Raw genomic sequence first — 22980 nt, 5'->3', positions numbered from 1 at the left:
GTAGGGGTGGGGTGCGTTGGGTGCGTTGGCGGGTGCGGGTGCGTGGGGCTTCTCGCGCAGTTCCCCGCGCCCCTGAAAAGCAGGGGCTGAGCCCCTTGCTTTTCCCTCGCCCGCCCGCACCCGAACGACTGACCGGTAGAAGGCGACGGGCACCTCGGAGGACCGTACTCCGAGGTGCCCGTCTGTTCATGGGGGACCGTGCCGTTCGGCTACAGGCCCGCGATGGGGTTCTTCAGGGTGCCGATGAGCTGGAGCGCGCCCGCCGGGTCCGCGAGGTCGACCATCTGCTTGTTGTTGCGGAGCTGCAGGCGGTTGAGGCAGGAGAGGGCGAACTCGGGGGCGAACATGTCGTACTGGGCGAACTTGTCGGCGAGTTCGGGCATCGCGTGCTGGTAGTCGCGGACCGTCTCGGCGACCGTGCGCCAGAAGTCCTCCTCGTCCAGGACGCCCTCCTCGGCGAGGTTCGCGGCCAGGAAGCGGAAGAAGCAGTCGAAGACGTCCGTGAAGATCGAGAGGAGCTTCTTGTCCTCGGGGACGTCCACGCGGAGGCGTTCGACCGTCGGCGGGAGCACCGCGTCCGGGTCCATGACCGCGATCTCCTCGGCGATGTCCTTGTAGATCGCCCGCTCGACGACACCGTCCTTCAGGACGAGGATGACGTTCTCGCCGTGCGGCATGAAGACGAGGTCGTAGGCGTAGAAGCTGTGCAGGAGCGGGGTGAGGTACGCCTTCAGGTAGCGGCGCAGCCACTCCGTGGGGGTCAGGCCCGAGCGGGCGATCAGCGCCGCCGCGAAGCCCTTGCCCTCGTGGTCGACGTGGACCAGGGATGCCATCGTCGCCAGGGACTCGCCCTCCTGGAGGAAGGACACCGGGCTCTCGCGCCACAGCGCGGCCAGCATCTTGCGGTACGGGGAGAACTTGTCGGTGGCGGCCTCGTACTCCAGGTGCCGGTAGCCGACGGCCGCGCGCTCGCGGATGATCGACAGGCCCGTGGACTTGAGCACCGGGTCGTTGTCGATGAGACCGGCCAGCCAGTCGTTGATGGCCGGGGTCGCCTCCATGTACGCCGCCGACAGACCGCGCATGAAGCCCATGTTGAGGACGGAGAGGGCGGTCTTGACGTAGTGCTTCTCGGGGGCGGAGCCGTTGAAGAAGGTGCGGATCGACTGCTGGGCCACGTACTCGTCGTCGCCCTCGCCCAGGCACACCAGGTTCCGCTGCGCGACCTCGGCGGCGAAGGTGACGCTGAGCTTGTTCCACCACTGCCAGGGGTGGACCGGGATGAAGAGGTAGTCGGCCGGGTCCAACTCCAGGGATTTCAGTAGGGAGTGGAAGCGGGTGACCGTCTCCGCGCCCAGCTCGTCCCGCAGGAACGTCTCGTACTCGATGCCCACGCCCGCCGTGAACGCCGCCCGGGAGCGGTGCGCGGCCAGCCAGACCAGGCGGACGGGGCTCGCCGTCTCGGGGGCGTACGCCAGGTACTCGTGGACGCCGAAGCCGAGGCGGCCGTTGTTGGCGACGAAGCAGGGGTGGCCCTCGGTCATCCCGGTCTCGATGGCCTGGAAACCGGCGTCCACCAGGTCGGCGACGGGTGTCTGCGGCTTGGTCAGCTTGTAGCAGGTGCCGGCCAGGGTGGAGGAGATCTCCTCCAGGTAGACCGGGAGGATCTCGTCGCTCAGGCCGAGGGACTTCTTCAGCTCGACGAAGAAGTCCAGTGCGGCCAGAGGGAGGTCGACGCCGTCCCGTTGACGGGTGATCGAGTCGGCGTCGACCTGCCAGTGGTCGAGGGCGCGCCGGACGGCGGTGAACCCGTAGCGGGTCGCACCGTCGTCGCTGCGGACCTCGAAGCGGCCGTCGGCGGTGGCCTCCGGCGTGATGAGCCGCTCGTGGGCGAACTCGGCGAGGGCCTTGCGGATGAGCAGGCGGTTGGCCCGTGCCCAGCGGTGGGGGGACAGATGCGCTACGGCGTCGGACAGGGTCATACGGCTACTCCTCGGGCAGCCAGGCTCTGGCTGCGAAAGAACTGCTCTCGCGTGCAGAAGCTCAGCAGTGCGCGCTTCTCCGGCTTGTCGATCTCGCGGTCGGGGACGAAACCGACGACTTCGTTGAGGGCGTGGACGGCCTTGTTGGACACGTCGGGCTCGACGACGATCCGGTGGGTGGCCGGGTCCTCGAAGAGGTGGGCCATCACGGCGGTGATCACGGACCGGGTGAAGCCGTGCACGGGGGTGTCGGTCGGCGGCACCAGGAAGTGCATGCCGACGTCACCCGGCTCGGGCCCGTACAGGCCGACGAGTTCGCGGTGGGCGGGGTCGTACTTCTCCATGAGGAACACGGGTTCGCCGTCGCGCAGCCCCAGCAGGGCGTGGTGGTGCGGGTCGGCCGCGATCTCCATGTACGCCCGCTCGACGTCCTCCAGCCTGGCGTCCTGCATCATCCAGTACGCCGCCTTGGGGTGCGTGACCCAGCCGTGCAGCAGCTCGGCGTCGGTCAGCGGGTCCAGGGGGCGGAAGGTGAAGGTCCCCGTGTTCGTCCCGTTCGGGCCGCTCATACCGCGAACTCCTGGAAGGCGATCGTCTTCTCGACCGGGTAGTACTCGGTGCCGAGCAGCTCGCGGATGATGGACGCGTTGCGGTACGCGCCCATGCCCAGGTCGGGCGAGGTGATGCTGTGGGTGTGGACGCCCGCGTTCTGCAGGAAGATCCCGCGGCCGGTGGTGTCGATCGCGTAGTTGCGGGCCACGTCGAAGCGGCCGTGGCCGTCGTAGACGAGACGGTCGTCGATCGAGGAGAGGAAGGCCGGCGGCCGGTAGTGGTAGCCGGTGGCCAGGATCAGGCCCTCGGTCTCGATCTCGAAGTCCTTGCCCTGCTCGTCCTGGCGCAGACCCAGGGTGTACCGGCCGTCCTCGTAAGTGGCGCTGTTGAGAGAGGAGTTGGTGAGCAGGCGGGTCGGGACCGGGCGGCCGGCGGCGGTGACGTTCTTCTGGTAGAGCAGGTCGAAGATCGAGTCGATCAGATCCCCGTTGATGCCCTTGAACAGGCCCTTCTGCTGCTTCTCCAGCCGGTAGCGGGTGTCCTCGGGAAGCGCGCGGAAGTAGTCGATGTAGTCCGGGGACGTCATCTCCAGCGTCAGCTTGGTGTATTCGAGGGGGAAGAACCGGGGGGAGCGGGTGACCCAGTTGAGCTGGTAGCCGTGGGCGTCGATCTCGGTGAGGAGTTCGTAGTAGATCTCCGCGGCGCTCTGGCCGCTGCCGACGATCGTGATCGACTTCTTCGACAACAGCTCCGCCTTGCGGTGCATGTACTGCGCGTTGTGGAAGAAGTCGCCGCCCAGGTCCTGGCAGGCCTCGGGGATGTACGGGACGGTGCCGGTGCCGAGGACGAGGCGCCGGGCGCGCAGGACGTCGCCGTCGGCCGTGCGTACGACGTAGACGTCGTCCTCGTACGTCACCTCCGTCACGGTGGTGCTGAAGCGGACGTTGCTCAGCCGGCTCGCGGCCCAGCGGCAGTAGTCGTCGTACTCGACCCGCAGGGGGTAGAAGTTCTCGCGGATGTAGAACGAGTACAGGCGGCCCGAGTCCTTCAGGTAGTTCAGGAAGGAGTACGGGGAGGTCGGGTCGGCGAGGGTGACCAGGTCCGACATGAACGGGGTCTGCAGGTGGGCGCCGTCGAGGAACATCCCCGAGTGCCACTCGAAGTGCGGCTTCGAGTCCAGGAAGATCCCGTCGAGTTCGGCGATGGGCTCGGTGAGGCAGGCGAGGCCGAGGTTGAAGGGTCCCAGTCCGATGCCGATGAAGTCGTGGGTTTTCACGGCGTTCTCAGCGGATTCAGGAAGCGACGCGGTCAAGGGATTCTCCCAGGTACTGCTCGGCATGGCCGGCGATCAGATCGAGCACGACGGCGATGTCCTCGGCCGTGGTCTCGGGGTTGAGCAGGGTGAACTTCAGGTAGTGGCGACCGCCGACCTTGGTGCCCGCGACCACGGCGTCACCGGAGGCGAACAGGGCCTTGCGGGCGTACAGGTTGGCGCGGTCGATCTCCGCCGGGTCGGTGACGGCCTCGGGGATGTAGCGGTAGACCAGCGTGGACAGCTGGGGCTCCACGACGACGTCGTAGCGCGGGTCTGCGGCGAGCAGTTTCCAGCCCTCCTCCGCCAGGTCGCAGACCTCGTCGAAGAGCTCGCCGATGCCGTCGGCGCCCATGGTGCGCAGCGTCATCCACAGTTTGAGCGCGTCGAAGCGGCGGGTGGTCTGCAGGGACTTGTCGACCTGGTTGGGGATGCGCTCGGTGACCATGCGACGCGGGTTGAGGTACTCGGCGTGGTAGGTCGCGTGGCGCAGCGTGGCCGCGTCCCGGACGAGCACGGCGGACGAACTCACCGGCTGGAAGAAGGACTTGTGGTAGTCCACGGTGACGGAGTCGGCGCGCTCGATGCCGTTCAGCAGGTCGCGGCGCCTGCGGGAGACGAGCAGCCCGCAGCCGTAGGCGGCGTCGACGTGCATCCAGGTGCCGTACTGGGCGCACAGCTCGGCTATCTCGGGCAGCGGGTCTATGGAGCCGAAGTCGGTGGTGCCGGACGTGGCGACGACGGCCATGGGGACGAGGCCGTCGTTCCTGCAGCGCTCCAGCTCACGGGCGAGCGCCATGGTCTGCATGCGCTTGTCGCCGTCGACCGGGATGGAGACCACCGCGTCCTGGTCCAGGCCCAGCAGTTTCGCCGACTTCTTCACACTGAAGTGGCTGACCTCGGAGGCGAAGATCCGCAGGTTGGCGGTGCTGTCGGTCTTGGCCTCCTCCCGGGCGAGGAGCAGGGCCTGGAGGTTGGACTGCGAGCCGCCGGAGGTGAAGACGCCGTCGGCGGAGGGGCCGAAGCCGATGCGCTCGTTGGTCCAGTCGATCAGTTTGCGCTCGATCAGGGTGCCGCCGGCCGACTGGTCCCAGGTGTCCAGGGAGGAGTTGACGGCGGAGAGGACCGCCTCGCCGAGCACGGCCGGGATGACGACCGGGCAGTTGAGGTGGGCGAGGTAGCGCGGGTGGTGGAAGTAGATCGCGTCCCGCAGGTACACGTCCTCCAGCTCGTCGAGGACGGCGGCCGTGTCGTGCAGCGGCTTGTCGAGGTCGATCTTCTCGACGCGGGGGGCGAGGGCGTCGACGGTGACACCGGTGAACGGTCGTTCGGTGGTGGCGAGTTTGGCCGCCACCCGCTCCACGCCTTCGGTCACGGTGCGGCGGTACCGCTCCGCGGTCGTGTCATTGAGCAGGTGCGAGCGCATGGGGAGGTCCTCCGAGCGGGGCGGTCCGGGTGGGACGGAGAGGTGAGTGGGGTGACATCACGTCGTCCAACTTAGGTAAGGCTAGCCTAACTAACTTCTGGGAAACCCTGACTCGTCCGTGACTGTGGTCACTTCACTGACTCTGGTTCCGGTGGCTGTGACGCCTGGCTACTCGCCGCGCTCCCGCAGCTGCTCCTCCGTCAGGCCCTCACGCCAGTACCCGACGAAGGTGACGCGCCGCTTGTCGATCCCGCGCTCCCGCACGAGATGACGGCGCAGCTCCTTCACCCGGCCGGACTCACCGGCGATCCAGGCGTACGTCAGCCCACCGGGCGGGAGTTGGGCGGCGCGGATGGTGTCGAGGGCGCTCGGCGCCCCCTCGCCGCGCACGAGCCAGGTGATCTCGGCGTCGGCCTCGGTCACCAGGTCCTGGATGTCCCCCGCGTGGTGGACCTCCAGCCAGACCCGGGCCGGGGTGCCGGCCGGCAGCGACTCCAGGATCGCGGAGGCGGCCGGCAGCGCGGTGTCGTCGCCCCAGATCAGCACCAGGTCGGCGTCCGCCGGCGGGCGGAAGCGGATCGCGCGGTTGTCGGCGATCGCGGGCCCGAGCAGAACCACCCGGTGCCCGGGAGCGGCCTGGGACGCCCACCGCGAGGCGGGCCCGGCGGGCACGGCGGCCCCCGGCTCCACCCCGTGCAGCACGAAGTCGATGTCGATCTCGACGGTGTCGCCGTGCGGGTCGCGGCGGAGCCCCCGCAGGGTGTACGAGCGCATCACCGCCCGTACGTCGTCCGGCAGCTCCCGCCACGCCTGCCACCAGCCGCCACCCAACTCGTGGGGCACGGCCGGGACTTCCTGCCCGGGATGGGGCAGGAACAGCGACAGCGACTGGTCCCTGCCGTCGGACTGGAAGAGCCTGAGGTCGTCCCCCGCGAACGTGACGCGCACGTAGGACGGCCCCAGCCGCTCCGTCCGCACGACCTGAAGAGAGAAGAAACGGAAGGGGGCGGCTACGGCCGTCGTCATGGGGGGCTCCTGGATAGGGGGCGGGAGCGTGTGTGCGGAAGGGTGAGCCCGGGCGACTCGGGGTTGCGGGTTCGTCGGCGGGTGCGGGTCCGGTGGGGGCTGGTCGCGCAGTTCCCCGCGCCCCTGAAGGCAACGGCCCCTGCGGGCCGCTGAAAAAGCACGGGGTGCAGCCCCTGCTTTTTCAGGGGCGCGGGGAACTGCGCGACCAGCCACAACGGACGCGCGGTTCACCCACGGTCAAGGCCTCAGCTGACCTTCTTCGCCTTCTCGATCGCCTCGGCCAGCTCCTCCAGGAGCGGCGCGCACTTGTCGTAGGACAGGATCGGCTCGGGGTTGCGCCCGACGACCTGACCGGCCTTCACCGCGGGAAGCTTCTTCCACGTCGCCTCCTCGATCGCGTCCGGCTGGATCGCGGAGGTGCGGTTGTCCATGATGACGACGTCCGCGTCGTACTTGTCGACGTTCTCCCAGCTGAGGTTCTCGAACCAACCGCCGCTGGCCTTCAGCGCGGCGGCGCTCGGCTCGACGAAGTTCACGCCGAGGGCCTTGAAGTACTCCAGGTCGATGGAGAGGTTCGAACCGGACACGTAGAAGATGTCCTGGCTGGCGGAGCCGGCGAGCACCTTGATGTCGGGCTTGGCCTTGGTGGCCGCGCGCAGCCGGGCGGCCGCGTCCTCGAACCGCTTCTTGGCGGCGGTCACCTTCTCGGACTCCGTGTCCGCGCCGAGGGACTTGGCCAGCTCCAGCACGCGCTGCAGCGGCTCGGTCAGCTGACGGTCGTAGACGGAGATGCCGACGCTCGGCGCGAGCTTGGCGATCTTGTCCTTGGATGCCTCGGGGACGTACCAGAGGGTGCCGGCGTCGTCGAACATCGTGGTGATGAGGACGTCGGGGGCGAGGGCGGCGTACTTCTCGACGTTGAACTCGTCCCAGACGTTGCCGAGGATCTCGACCTTGCTGATGTCGAGGTCGCCGGCCTGGACGTCGGCCTTGCCGTCGGCCGTCTTGGTGGGACCGAAGACGCCCTTGACGCCGATGCCGTAGTCGTGGAGCGCGGCGGCGACACCCACGAAGGCGACGATGTTCGAGGGGACCTTGTCGGTCTTGGCGGTCTCCCCGCGGTCGTCCTTGAACGACCAGGGGCCGGACTTCGCGGCAGCCGTCTCCTTGTCGGAGCCAGTGCTGCCGGCCGTCGAGCTCTCCTCCCCGCAGGCGGCGAGCACGGCACCGAGACCGAGTGCGCCACCGGCGGCGAGGATGCCACGGCGGGTGAGGTGAGCGGCTCTGGCGTTGGACATGTGTATGGCTACTTTCGAACGGGGCGGAGTGCCGCCCGAGGGCGAGTTCGAAGGTAGGTTAGCCTAACCTCACTAGTTGTCCAGCGGGTGGTTCCCGGCGCTGGACAACGGGACTCCGGCTGGCTGTGGTCTTTGGGTTTCCTGTGAATCCAAGGAGTCGCCGCGTCATAAGCCCCCTCATCATGTGCCCATGTCACTCCACGCCAATCAGTATGAAGATTCAAGCGTCGAGTGTCCGGCAGGAGGCGGGCGGTCTTGCACGGCACGCCGGAGGTCGGTCGGTGGCCCATGGGGGCTGATCGATCCACATCAACGCCGTCACCACAAGTCCAGGTTCGGCCAGTTCGGGTGTGGGGTGTCGTGAGGGTGCCGTCGTTCTCGCGATCGGCCGGGAAGGAAGCGGCACACGCCGCCGGCGTCGGCCTGGTCGCCGCCACGCTGCCCCGCAAGCCCTCCGCACCCACCTCGCCCGCCTCGGCGTCGCTGCCTGCCCATCCGCACGCATCTCTGCCGCGCTTGCCTCCGACCTGCCCGCCATCGGTCGTCTCCGCATACCTCGGTATGCAGATCAGCGTCACCACTCACTGGTTTCGACCGCATACGTGAGGATCGCGGCGGCCGGTCCACGACTCGGTGGCCAACGCGACGCGCCAGGTCCGGAGCACCACATTCCGCTGAGTGGCAACTATCACACGGAGAGTAATTTTCTAGTGAAGGGATCTTTCCCGGACCATGATCGGATCTGCACCAGGCGGCACACAGGCCGCACAGGTCACTTCAAACAGGGGAGGGATCAACTATGCGCAGAATCAAGGCGATTGCCGGCATAGCGTTGATCATCGGTATCGGGGTGCCGACCAGCACCGCGATGGCGCTTGAAGCCAAGGGCGGCGGCGTGACCGCGACCAGCCCGTGGAACGGCGACAACGGCCTCATCTCCGTCTATGACGGCAGCGACGACGGTGACTCGGGCAAGGCTGAGTACTACCGCCAGGCCAGCCCCGGCACCCTGCGCACGCTGTGGAACCACAGCGGCTACAAGACCCGCGTGATCTCGGGCGACGGCTCGAAGGTCATCAAGTTCAAGGCGTGCGACGACAACGACTGGGACAGTGACGACTGCTCCGGGTGGAAGGCTCCGTAAACGGAGTCACCGCTTGAGTACCCGTCGGGTAGGCCGTTCCATGGCTGACCCGACGGGTCCGTTTCATCTCCGCTCGGCTACTTCAAGATATGGACGTGCTGTGACCCACACCCCTCCGCTGGGCGGTGGTCTCCACATCAAGGGCCTGACCTATCAGGTCGGAGACCGTGTGCTCCTCAATGACGTCGACCTCACCGTGGAGCCGGGGAAGTCGGTGGCCGTCACCGGGCCCAGTGGATCGGGCAAGTCCACACTGCTGATGTGCGTGCTCGGCCTGATCAAACCGGCCTCTGGCACGATCACGGCAGGGGGGCATCGCCTTACGGGAATCCTGCCCGGCTCCCTGACCAAGGCCCGTCGCAAACACCTCGGCGTGGTCTTCCAATTCGGCGAACTGCTGCCCGAACTGACACCAGTGGAGAACGTGGCTCTGCCCATGCTCCTCGACGGCGCCGACCATCATCGTGCCTATGAGTCAGCCACACGGCTCCTGGAAGAACTCGAAGTGCCCCATGACAGCACACCGACGGGCATGCTCTCCGGAGGCGAACGCCAGCGCACGGCCGTGGCCCGGGCGCTCATCGCGCAGCCGTCCGTGCTGCTGGCGGATGAGCCCACCGGCGCGCTGGACCCGAAAGCGCGCGAGAACGTGGCCGACCAGTTGTTCCGGATCTGTCGCGAGCGGGACTGCGCGCTGCTGGTGGTCACTCACGACCCCGCGGTCGCCGATCGCGCGAACCACGAGTTCCAGCTCCAGGAGAGCACGCTCATCCCCGTCCAGCGGGGGATGCGCGCATGACTGACCAGCACTCATCATGCCGCCGCCCCGGAAGGCTCTGGGGCCAGCTTCTGCGGATCGGGCGAGCCGCAGGACGCACCACTCCGGGCACGCGACTGCGCTTGTGGGCCCTGATGATGGCCTCTGCCGCCATCGCGCTGACCGCCCTGGCCATGGTGACCACCAGCGCGACCTTCGACGGCCGCACGCAGCGCGATACGGCGCGAGGCCCCCTTCTGACCGACGGTGCGCACCAGGCCACAGCCCTGTGGAAAGAGGCCATCGACTCGTTCGGCTCGTCACCGCACAGCATTATCTACGTCGAGCCTCTCGCGACCGGCACGCCTCCGCCACCGGGCCTCTCACGCTGGCCTCGGCCGGGCGAGGTCTTCTTGTCCCCGGAACTCGCCGAAGCGGCAAGAGAGCACAACAGCCTCGACAGATACGGCCGCTATGCCGGGACAGTCGACAAGCAGGGGCTCAGGTCGCCGTCTGAACGAATCGCCTACGCACGCCCCGCTCATCCGCCGGCCGACCCCACGGCGGCGGCTTGGCAGTACATCACGGGCTTCGGCCAGCTCTTCCCGATGAACCAGGACATCTACCCCCATACCAAGGCGGAGACTGTCGGAGTCATCGCGGTCCTGATGGCCGTACCGGGCCTGGCTCTGTTGGTCGTGGCAACGCGGGTCGGATCAGCCACCCGAGACCGCCGAAGCCACCTCGTCAACGCCCTGGGAGCCTCCTGGACACACCGAGCAGTGATGAACGTGGGGGAAGCCTTCACCCCGGCTGCCGTAGGGACACTCCTGGCTCTCGTCCCTGCCGCCGTCCTGATGTCCACCGACGTACGGCTGCCCTTCACGGGCTTTGTCGTCAACGCCGCCGACCTGCGCCATGCATGGCCGCAGCTGATCGCCGCACTCGTTGCCTCCCTCGTCCTGACACTCCTGCTGGTCGTGGTGCTTCACCGGGTTCAACGCACGAAGACGGCGACACGGCCCAGCACCTCCTCCTCGCACCTGCCCAAATGGCGCTTGGCCTTGTGCGGTATCGGTGTCGTGGCAATCGCTTTCAGCCAATATGCCCCCAAGGGGCCGGACATCGTGGTCTTCCTGGCCGGAACCGTTCTGATGTGGGTCACGCTGCCGTCAGCCGTAGCCATGCTCAGCGTCGCCAACGGGAAGCGCATCGCCGCGAGCGGCTATCGCAAGGGGAACCCGGGGCGCCTCGTCGCCGGCCGCTGGACCGCGGCTCATCCAGGAGTGCTTGTCCGCCTCTCCGTGGTCTTCATCATCGGTATCGGTCTCATCAGCCATCTGCAGGTCTGGAACAGCCGGTTGGGTGACAGCGCCGCCGCTGCCGAGCAGCTGACCCGACGCGTGGGAGACACCCTTTTCACCGTCTCCAGCAGCAACCTCACCCCTCGCGCCACTGAACACCTCGCACGCACCCTTCCGGACAGGACGCACCTCCTGGCCACCACCGCCCATCCCGAAGGCGAGCACCCTCACATCGACCTGGCCGGCGCCTGCCACGACCTCGAGGCACTGCGCCTGCCCTGCCCGACAACCGCCAAGCCCATCACCACGCAGGACCCACGCCTGAAAGAACTGGCCGCCCCCTACCAGGGCAACCTCACTGTCCAAGCCGTCAACGGCGCACCGCCGACTGGTCGTGCCCGCCAGTCGCTGATCGTGGTTGCCGACGGGCCCGGGCGCCGAGCAGAGATCGAGAAAGCCGCCTATGCCGTACTCCCCGGGATCAATGTGGAAACACCCGGCGAATCCTGGGTGATCGGCGCTCAACAGAAGAATCGGCTCAACTACTGGCTCTACCTCTTCGGCGGCACAGGTCTGGGCCTGCTGCTGGTGACAGGACTGGTCAGCGCAGCTGCCGAGTTCGTACGCGTCAGGCGAGGACTGGCACCGCTGAGCGTCCTCACGGGTAACACCCGAATCTTCCGCACCATCGCCACGTGGTATCTGACCGTGCCGTTGCTCATCGCCACCTGCATCGCCACATTCATCACCAACTGGCACTCTTTGTTCTTCGTCATCTCCTTGCGGGAAGGCAAGTTCTCCTGGCCGGTCCTGGCCACAGCAGCCATCGGCTTCTCACTTGCCGCTGTGACGATCGGCCTTCTCGCGGCGCACTCGGCACGCCGCGCCGCACCGTCCTGGCGACCCGAAGCAGACTGAGCGTTCAGGGACCGCAAACTGGAACGCCACGTCGTTTGCGATGCCCACAGCGACCGGAGGCACAACCGGATGGGCAGGAGGAAGCTCAGCGCTCACAGGCAGAGTTGTGAGCCGATGTTCTACCGGCAGTGGGCCGTCGTCGTCGAGATCGAACGTCACCCCAGGACTGCCCGCCGTCTGCACGCCGCCGAGCAGGCCATCAGCAGTCCGGATCCCGTCGTGCGGGAGCGCGCGATCCGTGAGGCCGGTGACATCGCGCGCGCCGTGCATCGTGGGGTTGCCGGTGACATCAGCCGACCAGTCCCAGTTCCCGGGCGATCAGCATGCGTTGCACCTCGCTCGTGCCCTCGCCGATCTCCAGGATCTTGGAGTCGCGCCACATGCGGGCGACGGGGTACTCGTTCATGAAGCCGTAGCCGCCGTGGATCTGGGTGGCGTCGCGGGCGTTGTCGACGGCGATGGTGGAGGAGTGGAGCTTCGCCAGCGCCGCCTCCTTCTTGAAGGGTTCGCCGGAGACCAGCCGGTAGGCGGCGTCGCGCCAGGCGAGGCGGGCCGTGTGGGCCTTCATCTCCATGTCGGCGATCTTGAACTGGATCGCCTGGTTGGCCCCGATGGGCCGGCCGAAGGCGTGCCGTTCCTTCGCGTACTTCACCGACTCGTCCACACAGCCCTGGGCGAGGCCCGTGGCGAGGGCCGAGATGGCGATCCGGCCCTCGTCGAGGATGCGCAGGAACTGGGCGTAGCCGCGGCCCTGTTCGCCGAGGAGGTTCTCCGCAGGGACCCGGACGTCCGCGAAGGACAGCTCGCGGGTGTCGGAGGCGTTCCAGCCGACCTTGGAGTAGGGGGCGGCCACGGTGAAGCCCGGGGTGCCGGACGGGACGATGATCGAGGAGATCAGCGGCTTGCCGTCCGGGGTGCGGCCGGTGACCGCCGTGACCGTGACCAACCCCGTGATGTCCGTGCCCGAGTTGGTGATGAAGCACTTGCTGCCGTTGATGACCCATTCGTTCGTCGACTCGTCCAGACGGGCCGTCGTCCGGGTCGCCCCCGCGTCCGAGCCGCCGTCGGGCTCGGTTAGGCCGAAGGCCCCCAGCATCTCGCCGGAGCAGAGCCGCGGCAGCCACTCCGCCTTCTGCGCCGGGGTGCCGTAGAGGTGGATCGGCATCGCGCCCAGGGAGACCCCGGCTTCGAGGGTGATCGCCACGGACGAGTCCACCCGGGCCAGCTCCTCCAGCGCGATGCCCAGTGCCAGGTAGTCGCCGCCCATGCCGCCGTACTCCTCGGGGAACGGCAGTCCGAACAGCCCCATGCGGCCCATCTCGCGCACGATCTCGTACGGGAACTCGTGCCGCTCGTAGAAGTCGCCGATCTTGGGCGCGACGACCTCGTGCGCGAACTCCTCGACCGTGCGGCGGAGTTCTTCCAGCTCGGGGGAGAGGCGGTGGTTCATGGACGTCACTGCTCCTTGGGGTCCTCGTGGCCCTCGTCGTCCTTGTGGGACAGGGCTCGTACGGTGCGGGACGGGCTGGGTCGGCCCAGGTGTTCGGCCATCCACGCGCTGGTGGCGACGAGGCGGCCGAGGTCGACTCCGGTGTCGATGCCGAGTCCGCGCAGCATCCACACGAGGTCTTCGGTGGCGAGGTTTCCGGTGGCGGACTTCGCGTACGGGCAGCCGCCGAGGCCGCCCGCGGAGGCGTCCACGGTGGTGACGCCGTGCTGGAGGGCCGCGTAGGTGTTGGCGAGGGCCTGGCCGTACGTGTCGTGGAAGTGCACGCCCAGCCTCTCGACGGGGACGTCCTCGGTGAGTGCGGTCAGCAGTGCCCGGACATGCCCCGGGGTCGCCACCCCGATCGTGTCGCCGAGGCTGAGTTCGTCGCAGCCCATGTCGAGCAGGGCGCGGCAGACCCGGGTGACCTGGGGGATCGGGACCGCGCCCTCCCAGGGGTCGCCGAAGCACATGGAGAGGTAGCCGCGGACGTGGACGCCCTCCGCCTTCGCCCGGTCGACGACCGGTGCGAACATCGCCAGTGCCTCGTCGACCGTGCGGTTGAGGTTGGCCTTGGCGAAGGACTCGGTGGCGCTCGCGAAGACGGCGACGCGGCGGGCGCCGAGCGCGAGGGCGCGGTCGAGGCCGCGCTCGTTGGGGACGAGCACGGGCAGGGCCACCGGCAGGTCGCTCACGAGCGGGAACAGCGCCTCCGCGTCGGCCAGTTGGGGGACCCACTTGGGGTGGACGAAGCTGGTGGCCTCGATCGTCGTGAGCCCGGCGTCGGCCAGGCGGCGGACGAACTCCGCCTTGACCTCGGTGGGCACGGTCGACTTCTCGTTCTGCAGGCCGTCCCGGGCGCCGACCTCGTGGATACGGACACGGTGCGGCAGGCCGGGTTCGGGGACCGCCATGGGCAGGGGCGCGGTCACGGCGCCACCTCCTCGTGCGCCGCGGGCTCCCCGTCCGCCAAGGGCTCCCCGGGCTCCTCGTGGGGCGCGACCACCGCCAGCACCTGGTCCATGGCGACCGTCGTGCCCGGTGCCACGTCCAGCTCGGTGACCCTCCCGGCGTGCGGCGCGGAGACGACGTGCTCCATCTTCATCGCCTCCACCACCAGCAGGCTCTGACCGGCGGTCACCTCGTCGCCGACGGCCACCTTCACGACGGTGACGGTGCCCGGCATGGGGGCGGTGAGCGAGTCGGCGCCGGCGTGCGCGGACCGGCTCAGGGAGGCCGCCACGGGGTCGTGGTCACGCACGTGCCAGGCGTCACCGTCACGGCCCAGCCAGTCGGCGGCGTGGTGGAACGTGTGACGGACACCGTCCAGGGCCACGGACACCTGGTCGTCGGTGACCGTGTGGGTGCCCCTGAGGTGGTGGGTGACGGGTTCGAGTCCCGTCGCCCGGAGGTCGAAGGCGGGCGGACGGGATGCGCCGCCCAGGCGCCAGCCGCTCGGGACGGAGAAGGGGTCGGTCCAGCCGTCGCCGTCAGGCTTCAGCCCGTGCAGCCGTACGGCCGCGGCCGCCTCGTAGACCTCCTCCGGCACCTCCCCGGCGACCAGCCCCGCCACCTCGCGCTCCACCAGTCCCGTGTCCAACTCGCCCGCCACCACCGCCGGGTGGGCCAGCAGCCGACGCAGGAAACCGGCGTTCGTCTGCACGCCGAGGGTGACCGTCTCCGCGAGGGCCGCGCGGAGCCGGCGCAGGGCGGTGGCGCGGTCGGGGCCGTACGCGATGACCTTGGAGAGCATCGGGTCGTACAGCGAGCCGACCTCCGTGCCCTCGCTGAGGCCGGAGTCCGTGCGGACACCGTCGCCCTGGGGCTCGCGCAGCCGCAGGATCGTGCCGCCGGAGGGGAGGAAGCCGCGCGCGGGGTCCTCGGCGCAGAGGCGGGCCTCGACCGCGTGCCCCGTCAGCGTCACGTCCTCCTGAGCGAAGGCGAGGCGTTCGCCCGCCGCGACCCGGAGCTGCCACTCCACCAGGTCGACGCCCGTGACCAGTTCGGTCACCGGGTGCTCGACCTGGAGGCGGGTGTTCATCTCCATGAAGTAGTACGAGGACGGGTCGCCGCCGGGGACGATGAACTCGACCGTGCCCGCGCCGGAGTAGCCGCAGGAGCGGGCCGCCTGCACGGCCGCCTCGCCCATCGCCGCCCGCGTCGCCTCGTCGAGCAGGACGCTCGGCGCCTCCTCGATGATCTTCTGGTGGCGGCGCTGGAGCGAGCACTCGCGCTCGCCGAGGTGGATCACATTGCCGTGGCCGTCCGCCAGCACCTGGATCTCGATGTGCCGGGGGCGGTCGATCCAGCGCTCCACGAGGAGGGTGTCGTCACCGAAGGAGGCGCGGGCCTCGCGCCGGGCGGCGGCGATCTCGTCGGCCAGCACGGCCGCGTCCCGGACCAGCCGCATGCCCTTGCCGCCGCCGCCCGCGCTGGGCTTCAGCAGTACCGGCATGCCGATCTCCCGTGCGGCGTCGGCGAGTTGGGCGTCGGTCAGGCCGCTGCCGCTGGAGCCCGGCACCACCGGCACCCCTGCCGCCCGTACCGTCTCCTTGGCGCGGATCTTGTCGCCCATGAGGGAGATGGCTTCGGCGGGCGGGCCGATGAAGACGAGGCCCGCGTCGGCGCACGCCCGCGCGAACGCGGCGTTCTCCGCGAGGAAGCCGTACCCGGGGTGGACGGCCTGGGCTCCGGTGCGGGCGGCGGCCTCCAGCAGCCGCTCCACCGACAGATAGCTCTCCGCCGCCGGCGGCGGGCCGATCCGTACGGCGGTGTCGGCCTCCCGGACGTGCCGGGCGTCGGCGTCCGCGTCGGAGTGGACGGCGACGGAGCGGACGCCGAGGGAGCGGAGGGTGCGGACGACGCGGACAGCGATCTCGCCGCGGTTGGCCACAAGGACTGTGTCGAACATCTGCTGGCTCCCCCTCACATCCGGAAGACGCCGAACTGGGGGTCACCCAGCGGCGCGTTGGCGCAGGCGGTCAGGGCGAGGCCCAGGACCTGGCGGGTGTCGAGGGGGTCGATGACCCCGTCGTCCCAGAGCCGGGCGGTGGCGTAGTAGGCGTTGCCCTGGCGCTCGTACTGGGCGCGGATCGGGTCCTTGAAGGACTCCTCGTCCTCGACGGGCCATGTGTCCCCCCGCGCCTCCATCTGGTCCCGCTTGACCGTGGCCAGGACGGACGCGGCCTGCTCGCCGCCCATCACGGAGATCTTGGCGTTGGGCCACATCCACAGGAAGCGCGGCGAGTACGCCCGGCCGCACATGGAGTAGTTCCCGGCGCCGTACGACCCGCCGACGACGACCGTCAGCTTCGGGACCCTCGTACAGGCCACCGCCGTCACCATCTTGGCGCCGTGCTTGGCGATGCCCCCGGCCTCGTAGTCCCGGCCGACCATGAAGCCGGAGATGTTCTGCAGGAAGACCAGCGGGATGCCGCGCTGGTCGCACAGCTCGATGAAGTGGGCGCCCTTCTGCGCGGACTCGGAGAACAGGATGCCGTTGTTGGCGACGATCCCGACCGGGTGCCCGTGGATCCGGGCGAAGCCGGTGACGAGGGTCTGCCCGAACTCCGCCTTGAACTCGGCGAACCGTGAGCCGTCGACCACGCGCGCGATGACCTCGCGGACGTCGTACGGGGTGCGGGAGTCGACCGGCACCGCGCCGTACAGCGTGTACGGGTCGACCTTGGGCTCGACGGCCGGCTCGACCGACCAGGGCAGCGGGCCCCGGGCGGGCAGGGTGGAGACGATGGTCCGCACGATCCGCAGGGCGTGGGCGTCGCTCTCCGCGAGGTGGTCGGTGACACCCGAGACCCGGGAGTGCACCTCGCCGCCGCCCAGCTCCTCGGCGGTGACGACCTCGCCGGTGGCCGCCTTCACGAGCGGTGGGCCGCCGAGGAAGATGGTGCCCTGTCCCCGGACGATCACGGCCTCGTCGCTCATGGCGGGGACATACGCGCCCCCGGCGGTGCACGACCCGAGCACGGCGGCGATCTGCGGGATGCCCGCGCCCGACATCCGCGCCTGGTTGTAGAAGATCCGGCCGAAGTGCTCACGGTCGGGGAAGACCTCGTCCTGCATGGGCAGGAAGGCGCCGCCGGAGTCCACGAGGTAGAGGCAGGGCAGCCGGTTCTCCAGCGCCACCTCCTGCGCGCGCAGGTGCTTCTTCACCGTCATCGGGTAGTAGGTGCCGCCCTTGACGGTGGCGTCGTTGGCGACGACGACGCACTCGCGCCCGCCGACCCGGCCGATCCCGGCGATCACCCCCGCCGCCGGTGCCTGCCCCTCGTACATCCCGTCGGCGGCCAGGGGCGCCAGCTCCAGGAAGGGGGAGCCGGGGTCGAGGAGGGTGTCGACCCGGTCGCGTGGCAGCAGCTTGCCACGCGCGGTGTGCCGGGCGCGTGCCTTCTCGCCGCCGCCGAGCCGGGCGGCGGCGAGCTTGCCGCGCAGCTCGTCCACCAGCGCGCGGTGGGCCTCCTCGTTGGCCCGCCAGGCTTCCGACGCGGGATCCGCCGCGCTGTGAAGCTCCGGTGCCTCGTGCATCCTGCGAACCCCTCACCTTGTTAATGAGCGTTAACGCATTTCCTCCAGGTTAACGACCGCTAACCTCCCTGTCTAGAATTGCTCCCATGGCCACCAGAACCGACGCCCCCACCCGTCGCGAGCAGATCCTCAAGGAGGCCGCGCGGCTCTTCGCCGAGCGCGGCTTCCACGGCGTAGGTGTCGACGAGATAGGCGCCGCCGTGGGGATCAGCGGTCCCGGTCTCTACCGGCACTTCGCAGGCAAGGACGCGATGCTCGCCGAGCTGCTCGTCGGCATCAGCGGGCAGCTCCTGACGGGCGCCAAGCGGCGGCTGGCGGAGGCCGACGGGGGGCCGGCCGACGCGGTCCTCGACTCGCTCATCGAGGGGCACATCGACTTCGCCCTGGACGACCGCCCCCTGATCACCCTGCACGACCGTGAGCTGGACCGCCTCCGCGACAGCGACCGCAAGCTGGTCCGCCAGCTCCAGCGCCAGTACGTCGAGCTGTGGGTGCAGGTGCTGCGCGAGGTCCACGGCGGCCTCACGGAGCCCGCGGCCCGCTCCGCCGTGCACTCGGTCTTCGGCCTGCTGAACTCCACGCCGCACCTGGGCCGCCCCGGCTCCCTCCCCGGCCGGACGGCCACCGCGGCGCTCCTGCACCGGATGGCCCGGGGCGCCTTCGGGGCCGCTGCTGCGCAGGAGTGACGAGCGTTACGGAGGGAGGGGTCTGGACGGGCTTCCCTACCCGCCGGTACGGTTACCTGAGCAAGCGCTTAGCCGAGTCGGATGCGTCCGGTGGGGCGCTGGGCACATCCGAAGGTACTCAGGTGGAGGTGACGGCGTGCGCCGTACGGTGTTCAACGAGGATCACGAGGCGTTCCGGGAGACCCTCCGTGCCTTCATCGAGGCCGAGGTCGTGCCCGTCTACGACGAGTGGCTCGCCGCGGGCCAGGCGCCGCGCGAGTTCTACTACAAGCTCGCCGAGCTCGGCGTCTTCGGCATCCGCGTCGACGAGGAGTACGGCGGCGCCGGCATCGACTCCTACAAGTTCGAGGCCGTCCTCTACGAGGAGACCGCCCGCGCGGGCATCACCTTCGGCGGCTCCGGCGTGCACGTGCTGCTCGGCCTGCCCTACGTCAAGCTGCTCGCCACCGACGAGCAGAAGAAGCGCTTCCTGCCGAAGTTCTGCTCCGGCGAGGAGATGTGGGCCATCGCGATGACCGAGCCGGGCACCGGCTCCGACCTCGCGGGCATGCGCACCACCGCCAAGCTCTCCGAGGACGGCACGCACTACGTCCTCAACGGCGCCAAGACCTTCATCACCGGCGGTGTCCACGCCGACCGCATGATCGTCTGCGCCCGCACCGCCGCCGCGACCAAGGAGGACCGCCGCCACGGCATCTCCCTCTTCGTCGTGGACACCAAGGCCGAGGGCTACTCGGTCGGCCGCAAGCTCGACAAGCTCGGCCTGAAGACCTCCGACACCGCCGAGCTGGCGTTCGTCGACGTCAAGGTGCCCGTCGAGGACCTCCTCGGCGAGGAGAACAAGGGCTTCTACTACCTCGGCCACAACCTCGCCTCCGAGCGCTGGGGCATCGCCTACGGCGCCTACGCGCAGGCCAAGGCCGCCATCCGGTTCGCCAAGCAGTACGTGCAGGAGCGCGTCGTCTTCGGTCAGCCCGTCGCCGCCTTCCAGAACACCAAGTTCGAGCTGGCCGCCTGCCAGGCCGAGGTCGACGCCGCCGAGGCCGTCGTGGACCGTGCCACCGAGGCGCTGGACGCGGGCGAGCTGACCGCCGCCGAGGCCGCCTCCGCCAAGCTGTTCACCACCGAGGTCGCCCACCGCGTCATCGACCGCTGCCTCCAGCTGCACGGCGGCTACGGCTTCATGAACGAGTACCCGATCGCCCGCCTGTACGCGGACAACCGCGTCAACCGCATCTACGGCGGCACCAGCGAGATCATGAAGACGATCATCGCCAAGGACATGGGTCTGTAAGGGCCCAGGTCTGTAAAGCACCGGAAATCGCTGCGCAGTACAACTGACCCCATGAGTCAGCCGGCACTTCAGTCTCTCCTCGATCTGCTCGACCTGGAGCAGATCGAGGAGAACATCTTCCGCGGCCAGTCCCGGCCCGCCATCGTCCCCCGGGTCTTCGGCGGGCAGGTCGCGGCCCAGGCGCTCGTCGCCGCCGGGCGCACGGTCCCCGCCGACCGGCTCCCGCACTCCCTCCACGCGTACTTCCTGCGCATCGGCGACGCAGGCGCGCCCATCGTCTACACCGTGGAGCGCATGAACGACGGCCGCTCCTTCACCGCGCGCCGCGTCGTCGCCGTCCAGCACGGCCAGCCGATCTTCGCCCTCTCCGCGTCCTTCCAGCGGTACGAGGACGGCCTCGACCACCAGGCCCCCATGCCCGCCGCGCCCGACCCGGAGACCCTCCCCACCGCCGAGGAACGCCTCCCGGCATACGGCCTCGACCCGGCCGTGGTGGAGAAGATGCTGGAGTCCCGGGCCGCCGTCGACCTGCGTTACGTCGACGACCCGCCCTACGGCCGCTACGGCGAGCCCCGCGAACCCCACTCCCAGGTCTGGTTCCGCGCCGACGGCAAGCTCGACGGTCCTGTCGACGACCCGCTGCTGCACGTCGTCCTCGCCACCTACGTCTCCGACATGACCCTCCTCGACTCCGTCCTGCTCGCGCACGGGCGCGGCGGCTGGGCCGTCGGGGACGTCGTCGGGGCCTCCCTCGACCACGCCATGTGGTTCCACCGGCCCTTCCGCGCCGACGAATGGCTCCTGTACGACCAGGAGTCACCGTCGGCGGCGGCCGGCCGGGGCCTCGGCCAGGGCCGGATCTACACCCGGGACGGCCGCCTCGCGATCTCCGTGATCCAGGAGGGCGTGGTGCGCGTCCCGAGGGAGCGGCCGAGGGAGCTGCCGAAGGAGCCGGCGGAGCCGGGGGAGCGGCCGAAGGAGCCGGGGGAGCCCGGGGCGCCGGGGGCTACGCCCCGCTGAGCCCCGCCTGTTCCAGCAGGTACGCCGACATCGGGTCGTAGTGGCGCGGGCTGACCACGTGGTCGTCCAGGGGCACCACGACCTGGAGGGTGCCCTCGGACTCGCCGAGGAAGAGGGCCGGGTCGTTGGAGTCCGCGTACCCGACGGAGTCGATGCCGAGCTGGCCCGCGCAGCCCGCCCAGCCGTGGTCGGCGACGACCAGGTCGGGCAGCGGGCGCCCGGCGCCCTCCAGGCCCCGCAGGATGGCGCGCATCGGCTCGGGGGAGTGGGTGTGCCACAGGGTGGCGCCGTGTTCGAGGACGGCCACGTCCGCGAACTGCATGACGTACCCCTCCTCCGTCTGCAGGCCGTCCGGGATGACGACGATCTCGCAGCCGGCCGCGCGCAGCGCCCGCGCGGTCTCGTTGTGCACCTGCAGCAGGCCGCCGGGGTGCCCGGTGGCCAGCAGGACGCGCTGCCCGCCCTCCGCCGCCTTGCGCAGCCGGCCCGCCATGCGCTCCAGCGCGTCGACCGTCAGATCGGGGTCGATGGTGTCCTGGCCGTAGCGGTACCCCGGGTCGTCGTTCACGCCGACGCGTTCCGCCATCACGGCCAGCACGTCCTGCTCGTCGCTCCAGCGGTCCCCGAGCTCCAGGCCGAGCCAGTAGTGGCGGTTGCCGTTGGCCAGTTCGCGGTAGTGGGAGAGGTTGTTCTCGCGCGGCGTGGCGACGTCGCCCGCGATACGCGTCCTGACGAGGTGCTCGACGAGCTCGGCGCGGCTGGGGGTCCCGGGTATCGGCATGCGTCCATTGTGAGGCAGACAACTGCGGGAGTCGCGGGCGTCCCGCCCGCTGCGACCTGCGTCACTCCGCACGGCGCGCGGAGACGACCGCGTCGATCGCGGCGATCCGCCCGGAGAGGTCACCGGCGGGCACCTCGACGAGTTCGTGGCCGAACGCGCGGTAGGTGGCCTCGTGGATCCGCTCGAACTCCAGCGACTGCCGGAAACTGATGCGGCGTGCGGCGGTGGGCTCGCAGAAACCCAGGTTGCGGACGAAGAACACCTGCCGCTGGTAGACGGCCTGGCCGGTGACCCGTTCGACCTCGGCGGTCAGCGCCGGGGACGGCGGGCGCCCCTGGTAGGTGGCGAGCGCGAGCGTGCACAGCGGCGAACGGTCGTACAGCTGGACGTCGGTGGCGGGCGGGGCGGCCAACTGCCGCTGTCTCTGCAGCTCCACGATCTCGTCGACGAACGAGTCCCGGGTCCACGGCTCGTCCTCGCCGCGCGACTGTGCCCGGGCGATGACCTCGGTGGCCGCTTCCTCGACCACCGTGTGCCCGAGTGCGGCGAGGCCCCGCAGGATGGTCGTCTTGCCGGCCCCGGGGGTACCGGTCAGCACGTATCTGCGCATGCCGCCAAGGCTAGGACGTGTCCGTCCCGCAGGAGGGGGCCCGGGGAGCGTGTGCTCCGAGGGTGTTCGTCGGTCAGGATTGTCGTAGCGCGAACCACAACTCCATGCGGACGTCCGGATCGTCGAGGTCGGTGTCCAGCAAGGTCGCGCAGCGGGCAATGCGTTGGCGGACCGTGTTGCGGTGGACGGTCAGGGCCACGGCTGTGCGGTCCCAACTGCCGTGCAGGGAGAGCCAGGTGCGCAGGGTCTCGATGAGTGCGGCGGCGCCGGGGGCGGCGGTGACCGGGGCCAGCAGGGCCTGGGCGTGGGCGGTCGCGTCCTCCGGCGGCACGAGGTGCGCCAGCGTCGTACGGGCCCCGTGACGGACCAGCGGCGTCCGGGTGGCGCGGGCGCGGGCCAGCGCACGGGCGGCCTGGACGTCGGCCGCCGGCCACGCCTGCGGCTCGGCGGGGGCGCTCACGCCGCAGGTCCAGCCCGGCTGCTCGGTGATCTCGCGGTCGGCGGGGACGAGGACGCGTACGACGTCGCCGTGGGCGTCGACCAGCGCGGAGCCCAGGGCAGCGCCGAGCGCCGCCGCGGCGAGGGCCTCCGGCCGGGGGGTGCCCTCGGCGGGGCGGGCGTGGACGACCTGCCAGTGGGTGCCAGGGCCGAGGAGGGCAGCGGTCTCCTGCGGCTCTGCGCCGAGCAGGAGCCGGACCAGTGCCGAGGTGCGGGCCGCGCCGGTGCTGGTCTGGCGTTCGCCGGTGAGGAGGGAGAGGAGGACGGCGGCGACCGAGGCGATGGTGTGGTCGCCGGGGGTTCGGTGGGGGGTGGCTACGCCGAGGGTGAAGGCGGGCGCTGTG

The 22980-nt window shown here is 69.9% G+C and carries 19 protein-coding genes; 6 read left to right on the top strand and 13 right to left on the bottom strand.

Annotated features, from left to right (window positions below; genetic code table 11):
* Positions 1 to 209: 209 nt before the first annotated feature.
* From P1P70_RS18025 to P1P70_RS18000, 6 genes are all read right to left on the bottom strand, one after another.
* The gene (locus P1P70_RS18025; RefSeq protein ID WP_319238618.1) at positions 210 to 1982 is read right to left on the bottom strand and encodes an IucA/IucC family siderophore biosynthesis protein; all 1773 of its coding nucleotides are present in this window, start codon (positions 1980 to 1982) and stop codon (positions 210 to 212) included.
* Positions 1979 to 2551 carry a GNAT family N-acetyltransferase gene (locus tag P1P70_RS18020; RefSeq protein ID WP_319238617.1) on the bottom strand — a complete coding sequence of 191 codons (573 nt, stop codon included), beginning with the start codon at positions 2549 to 2551 and terminating at the stop codon, positions 1979 to 1981. The genes P1P70_RS18025 and P1P70_RS18020 overlap by 4 nt, the downstream gene beginning before the upstream one ends.
* Positions 2548 to 3873: a lysine N(6)-hydroxylase/L-ornithine N(5)-oxygenase family protein gene (locus P1P70_RS18015; protein ID WP_319238615.1), complete on the bottom strand. Its 1326-nt coding sequence runs from the start codon at positions 3871 to 3873 to the stop codon at positions 2548 to 2550. Before P1P70_RS18015 ends, P1P70_RS18020 begins: the two co-directional genes overlap by 4 nt.
* Entirely contained in the window at positions 3827 to 5272 is a 1446-nt protein-coding gene (gene desA, locus P1P70_RS18010; RefSeq protein WP_319238612.1) for a lysine decarboxylase DesA, read from the bottom strand. Before desA ends, P1P70_RS18015 begins: the two co-directional genes overlap by 47 nt.
* Before the next feature lie 168 nt (positions 5273 to 5440).
* Positions 5441 to 6298, bottom strand: a complete 858-nt coding sequence (locus tag P1P70_RS18005) for a siderophore-interacting protein (RefSeq protein WP_319238610.1) — start codon at positions 6296 to 6298, stop codon at positions 5441 to 5443.
* 245 nt (positions 6299 to 6543) lie between these two features.
* Positions 6544 to 7596, bottom strand: a complete 1053-nt coding sequence (locus P1P70_RS18000) for an ABC transporter substrate-binding protein (RefSeq protein ID WP_319238608.1) — start codon at positions 7594 to 7596, stop codon at positions 6544 to 6546.
* A 799-nt stretch (positions 7597 to 8395) separates the two neighbouring features.
* Here P1P70_RS18000 and P1P70_RS17995 point away from each other — a divergent pair.
* The 3 genes from P1P70_RS17995 to P1P70_RS17985 all read left to right on the top strand — a co-directional run bounded on the left by P1P70_RS17995 (position 8396) and on the right by P1P70_RS17985 (position 11719).
* Positions 8396 to 8740, top strand: a complete 345-nt coding sequence (locus tag P1P70_RS17995) for a hypothetical protein (RefSeq protein WP_319238605.1) — start codon at positions 8396 to 8398, stop codon at positions 8738 to 8740.
* A 100-nt stretch (positions 8741 to 8840) separates the two neighbouring features.
* Positions 8841 to 9539 carry an ABC transporter ATP-binding protein gene (locus P1P70_RS17990; protein WP_319238603.1) on the top strand — a complete coding sequence of 233 codons (699 nt, stop codon included), beginning with the start codon at positions 8841 to 8843 and terminating at the stop codon, positions 9537 to 9539.
* Entirely contained in the window at positions 9536 to 11719 is a 2184-nt protein-coding gene (locus P1P70_RS17985) for a permease (RefSeq protein ID WP_319238601.1), read from the top strand. Before P1P70_RS17990 ends, P1P70_RS17985 begins: the two co-directional genes overlap by 4 nt.
* Before the next feature lie 289 nt (positions 11720 to 12008).
* Here P1P70_RS17985 and P1P70_RS17980 read toward each other — a convergent pair whose 3' ends face one another.
* From P1P70_RS17980 to P1P70_RS17965, 4 genes are read right to left on the bottom strand one after another with little or no spacing between them, the layout of a single operon-like run.
* On the bottom strand, positions 12009 to 13169 hold the full coding sequence (locus tag P1P70_RS17980; RefSeq protein WP_319238598.1) for an acyl-CoA dehydrogenase family protein: 1161 nt from the start codon (positions 13167 to 13169) through the stop codon (positions 12009 to 12011).
* A gap of 5 nt (positions 13170 to 13174) precedes the next feature.
* Positions 13175 to 14119 (bottom strand): hydroxymethylglutaryl-CoA lyase, encoded by a 945-nt coding sequence (locus P1P70_RS17975; protein WP_319238621.1) that lies wholly within the window; start codon positions 14117 to 14119, stop codon positions 13175 to 13177.
* A 14-nt stretch (positions 14120 to 14133) separates the two neighbouring features.
* Positions 14134 to 16116, bottom strand: a complete 1983-nt coding sequence (locus P1P70_RS17970; protein WP_319238596.1) for an acetyl-CoA carboxylase biotin carboxylase subunit — start codon at positions 16114 to 16116, stop codon at positions 14134 to 14136.
* A gap of 14 nt (positions 16117 to 16130) precedes the next feature.
* Positions 16131 to 17747 carry a carboxyl transferase domain-containing protein gene (locus P1P70_RS17965; protein ID WP_319238593.1) on the bottom strand — a complete coding sequence of 539 codons (1617 nt, stop codon included), beginning with the start codon at positions 17745 to 17747 and terminating at the stop codon, positions 16131 to 16133.
* 86 nt (positions 17748 to 17833) lie between these two features.
* On the opposite strand from P1P70_RS17965, the gene P1P70_RS17960 reads away from it, so the two are divergent.
* The 3 genes from P1P70_RS17960 to P1P70_RS17950 all read left to right on the top strand — a co-directional run bounded on the left by P1P70_RS17960 (position 17834) and on the right by P1P70_RS17950 (position 20747).
* On the top strand, positions 17834 to 18433 hold the full coding sequence (locus P1P70_RS17960; RefSeq protein ID WP_319238591.1) for a TetR/AcrR family transcriptional regulator: 600 nt from the start codon (positions 17834 to 17836) through the stop codon (positions 18431 to 18433).
* 136 nt (positions 18434 to 18569) lie between these two features.
* Entirely contained in the window at positions 18570 to 19727 is a 1158-nt protein-coding gene (locus P1P70_RS17955; RefSeq protein ID WP_319238587.1) for an acyl-CoA dehydrogenase family protein, read from the top strand.
* Between the two features lie 51 nt (positions 19728 to 19778).
* Positions 19779 to 20747: an acyl-CoA thioesterase II gene (locus P1P70_RS17950; protein WP_319238585.1), complete on the top strand. Its 969-nt coding sequence runs from the start codon at positions 19779 to 19781 to the stop codon at positions 20745 to 20747.
* Here P1P70_RS17950 and P1P70_RS17945 read toward each other — a convergent pair.
* The 3 genes from P1P70_RS17945 to P1P70_RS17935 all read right to left on the bottom strand — a co-directional run.
* Positions 20734 to 21528: a phosphatase gene (locus P1P70_RS17945; protein ID WP_319238583.1), complete on the bottom strand. Its 795-nt coding sequence runs from the start codon at positions 21526 to 21528 to the stop codon at positions 20734 to 20736. The two genes, P1P70_RS17950 and P1P70_RS17945, sit on opposite strands and share 14 nt — an antisense overlap.
* Before the next feature lie 61 nt (positions 21529 to 21589).
* The gene (locus tag P1P70_RS17940; protein ID WP_319238580.1) at positions 21590 to 22138 is read right to left on the bottom strand and encodes an ATP-binding protein; all 549 of its coding nucleotides are present in this window, start codon (positions 22136 to 22138) and stop codon (positions 21590 to 21592) included.
* A gap of 73 nt (positions 22139 to 22211) precedes the next feature.
* Positions 22212 to 22980 (bottom strand): helix-turn-helix domain-containing protein (locus P1P70_RS17935; RefSeq protein WP_319238577.1); only part of this gene is annotated, 769 nt, incomplete at its 5' end.

Source organism: Streptomyces sp. MB09-02B (assembly GCF_033794485.1).
In the GTDB taxonomy this organism is placed as follows: domain Bacteria; phylum Actinomycetota; class Actinomycetes; order Streptomycetales; family Streptomycetaceae; genus Streptomyces.
The sequence above is the reverse complement of the archived record's forward strand: the minus strand, read 5'-3'. Positions and strand labels throughout refer to the sequence as shown.